Raw genomic sequence first — 10,803 nt, forward strand, 5'->3', positions numbered from 1 at the left:
ACAGGCCCGGGCCCGGTCCGGTCGATCTCGCGGGGCCGGGGCCGTGTCTCACGAATCCCGCCGGGCGCGCGACGCGAAGCGTGGGACAGGGCCTAGCCTGGTCGCCGGTACGGGCCGGACCCGAACCGGCGACCAGTGTCGTCGACCACAAGGAGCGCAGAGCCGTGATCGCAGCCTTTTCGGTGACCCCGCTGGGGATCGGCGAGGACGTCGGGGAAGCGGTGGCCGCCGCCGTCCGGGTGGTGCGGGAGAGCGGTCTCCCGAACCGCACGGACGCGATGTTCACCAGCATCGAGGGAGAGTGGGACGAGGTGATGCCGGTGATCAAGCGGGCGATCGAGGCGGTGAAGGCCCACAGCAGCCGGGTGAGCACGGTCATCAAGATCGACGACCGGGCCGGGGTCACCGACGGTCTCACCGCCAAGGTCGCCTCGGTCGAGCGCCACCTGGCCGCGGACGGTCCGTCAGGACATCGATGACGGACGGACCATCAGGCCGCCGATGCCGGGCGGACCGTCCGACCGCAGGCGTCGGACGATCCGTCAGGCTCCCGGGTCGGACGGCCCGTCAGGCCGCTGACGTCGGGTGGGCGGCGGGCTCGGCGACGCCGCCCGCAGGGCGGCGGACGAGCAGGCGGTCCAGGGCGTACGGGCCGGAGCCCAGCGCCGCGATGGCCAGGAAGGCCCAGCAGAACATCGCCGAGGACTCGCCCCCGTTCTGCAGGGGCAGCAGCGAGTGCTCCTGGTGGACGGTGAAGTAGGCGTAGGCCATCGAGCCGGAGCAGAGCAGGGCGGCCACCCTGGTGCCGGCGCCGAGCAGCACCAGGGCGCCGCCGACCAGCTGGATCAGCGCGGCCCACCAGCCCGGCCACTGGCCGAACGGGACGGTGCCGCCACCCTTGGCGCCGCCGAGCACGCCGAACAGGGAGGCGACGCCGTGGCAGGCGAAGAGCAGGCCGATGACGATCCGAAACGCCGTCAGAACGATTGGCCTGGCGGCATCCGCGACCTGCTGGGGAGAGGTGGGACGGTGTGCGGACATGCGAAAAGCCTCCTGTGGGGGAAGGAGGAATGGGGAGCGGCAAGGGTAGCGATGGTCTAGTCCAATTGGCAATGCTCCGTCAGGGATCAGGTCTGGACCGCCGATCACCCTTTCTTGACCGACCGGTCCAGAAATGGCTACTGTCCCGACATGGCGCGCACGAAGGAATTCGATCCGGACGCGGCGCTGCAGGCGGCCCTGGAGCTGTTCTGGCAGCGCGGCTACGAGGCCACCTCGATGGCCGACCTGGTCGAGCGGCTCGGCATCGCGCGGGCCAGCGTCTACGCGACCTTCGGCAGCAAGCACGAGCTGTACCTGCGGGCGCTGGAGCGCTACTGCGAGCAGAGTGACTCGGTGCTGCTGGAGAAGCTGTCCCAGCCCGGCCCGGCGCTGCCGGCGGTTCGCGCGCTGGTCCGCCACCACGGCGCGATGGGGGAGCGGGAGAGCCGGCTCGGATGCTTCGTCACCAACGCGGCGGTGGAGGTGGCCCCGCACGACCCGGCCGCGTCGCGCCGGGTGGCGGCGAGCTTCGACAGGCTGGAGACGCTGCTCACCGCCGCCCTGGTGCGCGCCGCGGCCCAGGGCGAACTGTCCGCCGGGCGCGAGCCCCGGGCGCTCGCCCGCATGCTGGTGGTGCTGCTCCAGGGCATCCGGGTGGTGGGCAGGACCGCCGACGGCGCGCCGCGGGCGCGGGACGCCGCCGAGCAGGCACTGGCCCTTCTGGACTGACGCCGCGTCGGTTCCGGCCGGCGCCCTTTTCTGCGCTCATTCTGGACCGAACGGTCTCAATAGGGGGAAGGGTTTTACATGACTGTCATCACTACCGGCCGGTACGGCACCGCGCCGCCCGCGGTCGGCGCGGCCGGCGGCGGCGCCGTCGTCGCCCGGCCGCCCGGTCCATCCGGCCGTTCAGTCGATCAACCGTTCGGTCACTGCCCGGGCGCGGCCTCGTAGAGCGCGTCCAGCGCCTCCGGGGTGCGTGCCCGGGCCGCCACCCAGGCCTCGCCGAGCACGCCGACCAGAACCTCGGGCCCCTGGTGCCAGCGGTAGTTGCGGCCGAGCGCCGGCAACTCCCGGAAACCGCCCGGAAGATCCTCCTCGGATTCGAGGCAGTCGGACAGCTCGACGTCCTCCAGCAGTTTCTCCATCATCGCCATCGTCACGGCCGCCGTGGTGAAGCACTCCTCCCACGGCTCCCACCGCTCCTGCGACTTGTCCGCCAGGTCGAGCCGGGCCACCGTCGGCGGGTCCTCCCGGTCGAGGTCCGCCAACGGCACGCCCCAGTGCATGCAGCCCTGGTTCTCCGCCCGGTACACCAGCGCGCCGTCCAGCACGTGCAGTTCCTCCGGCGTCAGCAGCACGTCGTGACTGCTGGTCAGGTCGGCGCGCCGGCCGAACAGCCGGTACGCCTCGCGCAGCGCCGCCGGCAGCCGCAGGCCGAGCCGCCGCTCGGCCGCGTCCAGCTCCGCGTCCGTGAAGCCGTCCCCGGGCCCCAGCGGCTCGCCCCAGTACGCGGCGAAGCCCCTGACGAGTGCCCAGGCGCCCGCGCGGGAGCGCACGCTTTCGGCCATTGCGGCCGGGAAGTCGAATTCCATTTCGTCCACCAGCGCACCGTACGGCACCCCTACGACAACGTGGTGAACCGCCCGGCCGCCGGACGGCCGCCCCGCCACGGCCCGTCCGCGCACGTCCGGCCGGATCTGACGCGAACGCGTAATCCCGGCGACACTCATTGATCACCACGGGGTTCCCGCGCCGTCGTGTGGGCAGGACACGGTTTCGGCCGGAACCGACATCACGAAAGGCGGACGCGCGAACGATGCCGACCGCACCGCACACCGCGGCCCTCCCGGGCCGCAGCCCAGCACCACGCCGGGGAGGGCGCTGGGGCGAGCACGGGCTCGCCTGGGCCTTCCTGCTGCCCTCCCTGGTGGTCTTCGTCCTCTTCATCGGCTACCCGCTGGGGCGGACCCTCTACCTGAGCGCCCACGCCAACGACCTCTTCGGGGCGCCCTCGCGCTACGTCGGGACGAAGCACTACACCGACCTGTTCGCCTCGGCCGACTTCGGCCGCACCCTGCTGACCACGGCGCTGTTCACACTGCTCACCGTGGTGCCGGGGATCCTCGGCGCGCTGGCGCTGGTGCTGCTCCTGGAGAACCGGATCCGAGGCGTGCGGCTGCTGCGCTCGGCCTTCGCGCTGCCCTTCGCGTTCTCGGTGGCCAGCGCCTCGGTGGTCTTCGCGGTGTTCTTCAACCCCGCCAGCGGGGTGCTCAACGGCCTGCTCTCGCACGTCGGCCTCGGCCCGATCGGCTGGCTGACCGACTCCCGCTACGCGCTGTTCTCGGTGGCCGTCACCACGGTCTGGATGAACCTCGGCTACAACGTGCTGGTGCTCTCCGCCGGCATCGGCTCGATCCCGGGGGAGGTGGTGGAGGCGGCCCGCATCGACGGCGCCTCCGGCCTGCGGCTGGCCCGCTCGATCACGATCCCGATGCTCGGTCCCAACCTGTTCTTCCTGACCGTGGTCTCCACCGTCCACGCGCTCCAGAGCTTCGGCCAGATCCACATCCTCACCAAGGGCGGGCCGGACGGCTCCACCCGGACCCTCGTCTACTCCGTCTACGAGAAGGCCTTCGCCTACGGCTCCAGCGACTTCGGCACCGCGAGTGCCCAGGCCGTGGTGCTGCTCGTGGTCGTGCTCGCCTGCACGGCCGTCCAGTTCGGCGTCCTGGAGCGGAAGGTGCACTACGCATGACCACCCTGACCACCGGCACCGCGCCGGAGGCCGCCCCGCCCCGCCCGCGCCCCCGGGCCCTCGCCGGGCGCTCCCCGCGCGACCTGCTCGGCCGCGCCGCCGTCTACCTGCTGCTCGCCGTCGCCGTGGTCACCGTGGCCTTCCCGGTGTACTACGCGATCGCCGGCGCCTTCATGGGCCCGTCCGAACTCTCCTCCTACCCGCCGGCGCTGGTGCCGCACTCGGTCACCGGACGGAACTTCTCCGGCGCCGTGGACGCCATCCCGCTGGCCCGCCAGTACGCCAACTCGGCGATCACGGCGACCGCCATCACCCTCGCCCAGCTGTTCACCTCGGTGCTCGCCGCGTACGCCTTCGTCTTCCTGCCGATGAAGGCCCGGGCCGTGGTGTTCGGGGTGTTCCTGGCCACCCTGATGGTCCCGTGGGAGGCCATCATCATCCCCAACTACCTGACGCTGTCCGGTTGGGGGCTCGGCAACACCTACTTCGGCCTGGTGCTGCCCTTCCTCGCCTCGGGCTTCGGCACCTTCATGCTGCGCCAGGCGTTCCGGCAACTGCCCGGCGAACTGCGCGACGCCGCCCGGATCGACGGGGCCGGCCACTGGCGGTTCCTGTGGCGGATCGTCGTCCCGCTCAACAAGCCGGCCCTCGCCGCGCTGTCGATCTACGTCTTCCTGTCGGCCTGGAACCAGTACTTCTGGCCGCTGATCATCACCCGTACGGCGGAGATGCAGACCCTCCAGATCGGTCTGACCTCGCTGCGCGACGCCGAGATGGCCGACCCCGGGCTGATCCTGGCCGGCGTCGTGCTCTCGCTGCTGCCCACCCTCGCCCTGGTGGTCTTCGGCCAGCGCTTCATCGTCCGCGGCCTCACCGCGGGCGCGGTCCGCTGACCGCCGCTCCGCCGCACCCGTTCGTCCTCGTTCCTCCGCTGCACCCGTTCCGTCCTCGTCCCTCCGTACCTGTTCGAGAAAGAGAACCCTCGTGAAGAAGAGTGCGCGCGCGCTCGCGGCCCTCCTGGTGGCCGGCCTGTCCCTGACCGCCTGTAGCTCCAGCGGCTCCGGCTCCGGTTCCGGCGGCTCCGCCGAGGCCGGCGCGCCCGGCGCCCAGGCGCTCGACCAGGCCACCGGCGTCACCACCGTCGAGTTCTGGCACTCGATGACCGGCAAGAACGCCGAGGTGCTGAACGGGCTGGTCGGTCAGTTCAACGCCGCCCACCAGGGCAAGATCGAGGTCAAGGCGCAGTTCCAGGGCAAGTACGACGAGCTGGTCACCAAGTACAAGGCCGCGGTGCAGCAGAAGGGCACCCCCGCCCTGGCGCAGGTCTACGACATCGGCACCCGGTTCATGATCGACTCCAAGCAGGCCGTCCCGGCCCAGGCCTTCGCGGACAAGGACGGCTACTCGCTGGACGACCTGGACGCCAACATCCGCAACTACTACTCGGTCGGCGGCAAGCTCCAGTCGATGCCGTTCAACTCCTCGATGCCGCTGCTCTACCTGAACAGCGACGCCTTCAAGGAGGCCGGCCTCGACCCGGCGCAGGCGCCCAAGGACCTCGACGAACTGGGCGAGCTGGCCAAGACGCTGACCAAGAAGGACGCCGACGGCAAGACCGTCCGGTACGGCTTCGGCGCGGCCATCTACGGCTGGTTCGTGGAGCAGCTGCTCGCCGAGTCCGGCGCCATGTACTGCGACAACGACAACGGCCGCACCGACAAGGCGGGCAAGGTCGTCTTCGACTCCGCCCAGGGCACCCGGATCGTCCAGTGGTGGGCCGACCTGGTCAAGGGCGGCTACGCCGTCAACACCGGCCGCACCACCGACGACGCCCAGGCCGCGTTCAAGGCCGGGACGGTCGCGATGCACCTGGAGTCCACCGGCGTGCTGCGCGGCTACACCGAGGCGGCGAAGTTCACCGTCGGCACCGCGGCCTTCCCGAAGGTGACCGCCGCCGACCAGGGCGGCCCGGTGATCGGCGGGGCCTCGCTGTGGATCAGCGGCCCGGGCCACTCGGACGCCGAGAAGCGCGCCGCCTGGGAGTTCGAGAAGTTCGTCTCCGCCCCCGAGCAGCAGGCCGTCTGGCACACCGGCACCGGCTACTTCCCGGTCAACAAGAAGTCCCTGGACGACCCCAAGGACAAGGAGTGGGTGGCCAAGTACCCGCAGTTCCAGACGGCGATCGACCAGCTCAAGGCCACCAAGCCGACCCCGGCCACGGCCGGCTGCCTGCTCGGCGTGATGCCGCAGGCCCGCAAGGGCGTGGAGACGGCGATCGAGCAGACCATCGCGGGCACCAAGCCGGCCCAGCAGGCGCTGGCCGACGCCGCGAAGGAGCTCCAGCCGGCGATCGAGAGCTACAACAGCTCGGTCGGCTGACCCCCACCGGACGCTCCACGACGACGGCCCGCCCCGCGCACCCCGCGCCGGGCGGGCCACCGCGCGTCAGGCCGAGAGTGCCTCGCCGTGTCCGCCGTCGGCCGGCAGCACGCAGGCGGCGGCCAGCTCGTCCAGCGAGAGGCCGAGCGCGAAGGCGAGTGCCGCGATGGTGAAGAAGGCCGGTGTCGGCGCCCGTCCGGTCTCGATCTTGCGCAGCGTCTCCGCCGAGACGCCGGCCACCGCCGCCACCTCGACCATGCTGCGATCGCCACGTGCCTCGCGCAGCAGCGCCCCGAAGCGCTCCCCACGCTCGCGCTCCCACGGGGTCAGCGGAGTCCTCACCATGGCGTCGAGTCTAAGGCGTGCCCGGGGCCTCCCGCCGGGCATCGCGTGCCCCGGCCGGACCGGCGGGGCCGCCGGGTGGTGGCGCCCCGGCGGGAGCGTGATACAAATACCGGTATAAGAATTGGTTCCAGGGGAGGTTTCGGCATGGTCGAACTCAAGTCGGACGCCGCGCTGGCCGCGATGCGCGAGGCCGGGCGGGTGGTGGCGGACGCGCTGGCCGCCGTCCGGACGCACGCGTCGGTCGGCGTCAGCCTGCTGGAGCTGGACGAGGTGGCGCGCGGTGTGCTCAAGGCCGCCGGGGCGACCTCGCCGTTCCTCGGCTACCGCCCCTCCTTCGCCCCTGTCCCGTTCCCCGCCGTCATCTGCGCCTCGGTGAACGACGCCGTGGTGCACGGCATCCCGGACGGCTACCGGCTGCGCGACGGCGACCTGGTGAGCATCGACTGCGGCGCCGTCCTGGACGGCTGGGCCGGCGACTCCGCCGTCAGCTTCACCGTCGGCACCGCCCGGCCCGAGGACACCGCCCTGATCGAGACCACCCGGCGCGCCCTGGAAGCGGGCATCGCCGCCGCCGTGGTCGGCAACCGGACCGGGGACATCGCCCACGCCATCGGCACCGTCGCCCGGGCCGCCCGGTACGGCCTGCTCGACGGCTACGGCGGGCACGGCATCGGCCGCCGGATGCACGAGGACCCGCACGTGCCCAACGAGGGCCGCCCGGGCCGGGGTTACCCGCTGCGGCCCGGCCTGGTGCTGGCCATCGAGCCGATGCTGCTGGCCGGCGGCCGCGACGACCACCGCGCCGACCCGGACGGCTGGACCCTGCGCACCGTCGACGGCGGCCGGGCCGCCCACATCGAGCACACCGTCGCCGTCACCGAGGACGGCCCGCGCATCCTGACCCTGCCCTGACCGTGCACCACCCGCTGCCCCGAGCGCGCACCACCCTGCCCCGAGGGTGCACCACGTCGTAGGCTCGGCACCATGACCAAAGGCGTGATGTTCGACTTCTCCGGCACCCTCTTCAGGGTCGTCTCCACCGCCGGGTGGCTGTCCGCCCACCTCGCCGCCACCGGCCTGCGGCTGCCCGCCCGCGAGGAGGCCGAACTGGTGGCCCGGCTGGAGGAGTTCGGCGCACTGCCGGGCGGAGTGGCACCCCGCCGCATCCCGCCGGAGGTCCAGGATGCCTGGGACCGCAGGGACTTGACCCCCGAGCTGCACCGCGGCGCCTACACCGCACTGACCCGCGCCGCCGAGCCGCCCGCCGCCCTCGACGTGGACGCCCTCTACGATTCCCATCTGGCGCCCGAGAGTTGGCGTCCGTACCCGGACACCGCCGCCGTGCTGCGCGCACTGCGCCACCGGGGCGTGCCGGTCGCCGTGGTCAGCAACATCGGCTGGGACCTGCGCCCGGTCTTCCGCGAGCACGGGCTGGCGGACCTGGTCGACGTCTACGTGCTGTCCTACGAGGTCGGCGCCCAGAAGCCCGATCCGGCGATCTTCGAGGCCGCCTGCGAGCGGCTCGGCCTCGCCCCGGCCGACGTCCTGATGGTCGGTGACGACCGGATCTGCGACGGCGGCGCGACCGCGCTCGGCTGCGCCTTCCACCCGGTCGCGCACCTGCCCGTCGACCAGCGGCCGGACGCCCTGACGGCACTGCTCGCGACCCTGCCCGGGTGAGCCGGGTCTGCTCGGCCTCCGAGCGGAGCGGGCCCGGGTCAAGGGGGAGACCGCCCGCCGGGAGTGGTAGGCCGTAAACGAACTACCCTTGTTCCGTCGGGCACGCCCGTTCGGCCCTCGAAGATGGGTCGAATCCGTCGCGATTTTGTGACAATCCTTCTCCAACACCCGCTCCACACGGCCTGTTGACGGCCGTAATCTTTCGATCCATGTCACCGAAGAGCCGCATACCCGCCGCCTCGGGCCCGGGCGACACCTGGGTGCCCCGCCCGAGGCGCCGCGAGACTCCGCTCGGCATCCTGGGCCACGCGGCCACCTTCCTCGGCGCCAGCGTGCTGGGCGGCGTGCTGCTGGCGGGCCTGATCCTCCCCGCCGCCGGGGCGGTCGGACTCGGGGCGAAGAACACCGCCGAGGGCTTCGAGAGCATCCCGGACGACTTCAAGGCCCCGCCGCTGAGCCAGGCGACGCAGATCTTCGACGCCAAGGGCGGCCTGATCGCCAAGGTGTACGAGCGCGACCGCACCGTCATATCCGCCGACCAGATGTCCCCGCTGATCCGCACGGCGCAGGTGGACATCGAGGACGCCCGCTTCTACGAGCACGGGGCCGTCGACCTCAAGGGCATCCTGCGGGCGATCAGCAAGAACGCGGAGAGCGGCGCCACCGTGCAGGGCGCCTCCACCCTGACCCAGCAGTACGTGAAGAACGTCAACGTGGAGAAGGCCGGGGACGACGTGGAGGCGGTGCGCGAGGCGCAGCGCAAGACGCTCGGCCGCAAGATCCAGGAACTCCGGTACGCCATCAAGCTGGAGGAGGACCTGACCAAGGAGCAGATCCTCACCAACTACCTCAACATCACCTTCTACGGCCACCAGGCGTACGGCATCCAGGCCGCCTCCCAGCGCTACTTCAGCAAGGACGCCAAGGACCTGAACCTCCCCGAGGCGGCGATGCTCGCCGGGCTGGTGCAGAACCCTTCCCAGTACGATCCGAAGCTCCACCCGGTGGCCGCCCAGAAGCGCCGCGACACCGTCATCGACAAGATGGTGGAGAGCAAGCACATCACCGCGGCGCAGGCCAAGGAGGCGAAGGCCGCCCCGCTCGGCCTCGACTACAAGGACCCGCAGAACGGCTGCATCACCGCCCAGGCCGGGATGGGCTTCTTCTGCGACTACGTCCGCCACGTGGTCAAGCAGGACCCGGCGTTCGGCAAGAGCGCGGCCGACCGCAAGAAGCTGTGGAACACCGGGGGTCTGAACATCTACACCACCCTGGACCCGGACAAGCAGGCCGCCGCCCAGAAGGCCGTCTCCACCAAGGTGTACGTCACCGACCCGGTCTCGGCGGCGATGACGATGGTCGAGCCCGGCAGCGGCAAGATCCTGGCGATGGCGCAGACCCGCCCGTACGGCCTGGCCAAGGAGAAGAACGAGACCGTCGTCAACTACAACGTGGACGCGGCGATGGGCGGCGGCATCGGCTTCCAGCCCGGCTCCAACTTCAAGCCCATCGTGGCCGCCGCCGCCCTGGAGGCCGGTCTGACGCCCACCCAGCGGTACGACTCGCCGAACCGGATGGACTGGCCGACGACGCGGACCTGCGACGGCACCTGGAAGAACGTCAACAAGGGCAAGAAGGAGGGGGTCATCCCCAACGAGAGCGCCTCAGAGGTCGGCCCGTACGAGCTCAAGCAGGCGATGGCGCTCTCGGTGAACACCTACTTCGTGCAGATGGAGCAGGAGATCGGCCTCTGCGCGGTCAAGCAGATGGCCAACAAGCTGGGCATGACGGGCAAGGCGAGCGGCGATCCGCTGGAGGAGGTGCCCGCCCTCGGCCTCGGCACCCAGGAGGTCAGCCCGCTGACCGTGGCCAACGTGTACGCGACCTTCGCCGCCCGGGGCACCTACTGCGCGCCGATGGCGATCAGCCGGATCACCACGGTGGCCGGCGCCGACGTCCCGGTGCCGCCGGCCCGGTGCACCCGGGCGATGTCCGAGGACACCGCCGACGTGATCAACAGCGTGCTGCTCGGGGTGACCGAGAAGGGCGGCACCGCGCGGGACCTCGGCCTGGACGACGGCCGCCAGATCGCCGGCAAGACCGGTACCACGGACGAGAAGAAGTCGGCCTGGTTCACCGGCTACACCGGCAACCTGGCGGGCTCGGTCTGGCTGGGCAGCCCGGGCACCAAGGTGCCGATGCGCAACATCCGGATCGGCGGCAAGTACCAGGCCGAGGTCTTCGGCGCCACCGGCCCCGGGCCGATCTGGCAGCAGGCGATGAGTGACGCGGTCCGCGGCCTGCCGGACAAGGAGTTCACCACCGTCTACATCCCGGACCCGGTGCGGCGGGACACCAACTGCGCCACCTCCAGCGGCTCGCCGGGATCGGCCGGCTGCACCGGCGCTCCCGCGAGCACCGGCAGGCCGCGCGGCGTCAACCCGGCCCCCGGCCGCACCGGGCAGGCCACGCCGCCCGGCGCCACCGACCCCGAGGACCAGTGATCCGGCCGGCCGGTGACGGGTGAGCCCGACGACCGGTGACCCAGCCGATCGGTGAGCCCGACGACCGGTGACCGCCCGGCCCCGCATGAGTACGGG

Annotated in this window: 11 protein-coding genes; 8 read left to right on the forward strand and 3 right to left on the reverse strand. The window is 71.7% G+C overall.

From position 1 onward, the window contains the following. Positions 1–164 precede the first annotated feature (164 nt). The gene (locus ACFRMQ_RS30460) at positions 165–479 is read left to right on the forward strand and encodes an MTH1187 family thiamine-binding protein (protein WP_380733910.1); all 315 of its coding nucleotides are present in this window, start codon (positions 165–167) and stop codon (positions 477–479) included. Between the two features lie 88 nt (positions 480–567). On the opposite strand, the gene ACFRMQ_RS30465 is transcribed toward ACFRMQ_RS30460, so the two are convergent. Next, positions 568–1,041: a DoxX family protein gene (locus tag ACFRMQ_RS30465; protein WP_380733911.1), complete on the reverse strand. Its 474-nt coding sequence runs from the start codon at positions 1,039–1,041 to the stop codon at positions 568–570. Positions 1,042–1,191: 150 nt separating this feature from the next. Here ACFRMQ_RS30465 and ACFRMQ_RS30470 point away from each other — a divergent pair, with 150 nt between their 5' ends. Continuing rightward, positions 1,192–1,770 carry a TetR/AcrR family transcriptional regulator gene (locus ACFRMQ_RS30470; RefSeq protein ID WP_380733912.1) on the forward strand — a complete coding sequence of 193 codons (579 nt, stop codon included), beginning with the start codon at positions 1,192–1,194 and terminating at the stop codon, positions 1,768–1,770. Positions 1,771–1,970: 200 nt separating this feature from the next. Here ACFRMQ_RS30470 and ACFRMQ_RS30475 read toward each other — a convergent pair whose 3' ends face one another. Continuing rightward, positions 1,971–2,636: an SMI1/KNR4 family protein gene (locus tag ACFRMQ_RS30475; protein ID WP_380733921.1), complete on the reverse strand. Its 666-nt coding sequence runs from the start codon at positions 2,634–2,636 to the stop codon at positions 1,971–1,973. Between the two features lie 224 nt (positions 2,637–2,860). Between ACFRMQ_RS30475 and ACFRMQ_RS30480 the strand changes: the two genes are divergently transcribed. From ACFRMQ_RS30480 to ACFRMQ_RS30490, 3 genes are all read left to right on the forward strand, one after another. Then, complete coding sequence (locus tag ACFRMQ_RS30480) at positions 2,861–3,799, forward strand: carbohydrate ABC transporter permease (RefSeq protein WP_380733913.1); 939 nt, start codon at positions 2,861–2,863, stop codon at positions 3,797–3,799. Further along, the gene (locus ACFRMQ_RS30485) at positions 3,796–4,692 is read left to right on the forward strand and encodes a carbohydrate ABC transporter permease (protein ID WP_380733914.1); all 897 of its coding nucleotides are present in this window, start codon (positions 3,796–3,798) and stop codon (positions 4,690–4,692) included. Before ACFRMQ_RS30480 ends, ACFRMQ_RS30485 begins: the two co-directional genes overlap by 4 nt. A gap of 91 nt (positions 4,693–4,783) precedes the next feature. Further along, on the forward strand, positions 4,784–6,178 hold the full coding sequence (locus tag ACFRMQ_RS30490; RefSeq protein ID WP_380733916.1) for an ABC transporter substrate-binding protein: 1,395 nt from the start codon (positions 4,784–4,786) through the stop codon (positions 6,176–6,178). Between the two features lie 66 nt (positions 6,179–6,244). Here the strand turns inward: ACFRMQ_RS30490 and ACFRMQ_RS30495 are convergent, their stop codons facing one another. Beyond that, entirely contained in the window at positions 6,245–6,523 is a 279-nt protein-coding gene (locus ACFRMQ_RS30495) for a helix-turn-helix domain-containing protein (protein WP_380733917.1), read from the reverse strand. Positions 6,524–6,667: 144 nt separating this feature from the next. Between ACFRMQ_RS30495 and map the strand changes: the two genes are divergently transcribed. The 3 genes from map (at position 6,668) to ACFRMQ_RS30510 (ending at position 10,707) form a co-directional block, all read left to right on the forward strand. Further along, entirely contained in the window at positions 6,668–7,435 is a 768-nt protein-coding gene (map, locus tag ACFRMQ_RS30500; RefSeq protein WP_380733918.1) for a type I methionyl aminopeptidase, read from the forward strand. 72 nt (positions 7,436–7,507) lie between these two features. Beyond that, on the forward strand, positions 7,508–8,203 hold the full coding sequence (locus ACFRMQ_RS30505) for an HAD family hydrolase (protein WP_380733919.1): 696 nt from the start codon (positions 7,508–7,510) through the stop codon (positions 8,201–8,203). A gap of 209 nt (positions 8,204–8,412) precedes the next feature. After that, a complete protein-coding gene (locus tag ACFRMQ_RS30510) occupies positions 8,413–10,707 on the forward strand; it encodes a transglycosylase domain-containing protein (protein ID WP_380733920.1) in 2,295 nt (764 codons plus the stop codon). Positions 10,708–10,803 lie beyond the last annotated feature (96 nt).

The organism is Kitasatospora sp. NPDC056783, assembly GCF_042789895.1.
GTDB lineage: Bacteria > Actinomycetota > Actinomycetes > Streptomycetales > Streptomycetaceae > Kitasatospora.